Consider the following 237-nt stretch of genomic DNA (forward strand, 5'->3'; position numbering starts at 1 on the left):
CCCCCACAGACCATGGGGTTGATAGGCCGGAACTGGAAGCGCAGCAATGCGTGCAGGTGACCGGTACTAATCGGCCGAGGGCTTACACACAAACAGCCCTAAAGAATGAACGCGTCCACTGTGCAGTTCTCAAACAACACACACCAACCCCACCCACACCCGCGCCCACAAGGCCGCATCAGATGTCTCGGGAATCAGTGCCATCAGAAACAACCAAACCCGAAGGTTCGATGGTGT

The 237-nt window shown here is 56.5% G+C and carries 1 rRNA gene; it reads left to right on the top strand.

What is annotated here, in order from left to right:
• Window positions 1-90, top strand: a 23S ribosomal RNA gene (locus AC3DE3_RS17495); the annotation flags it as partial.
• Window positions 91-237 lie beyond the last annotated feature (147 nt).

The sequence above is a fragment of the Dietzia sp. IBK-p2-16D genome (assembly GCF_057773085.1).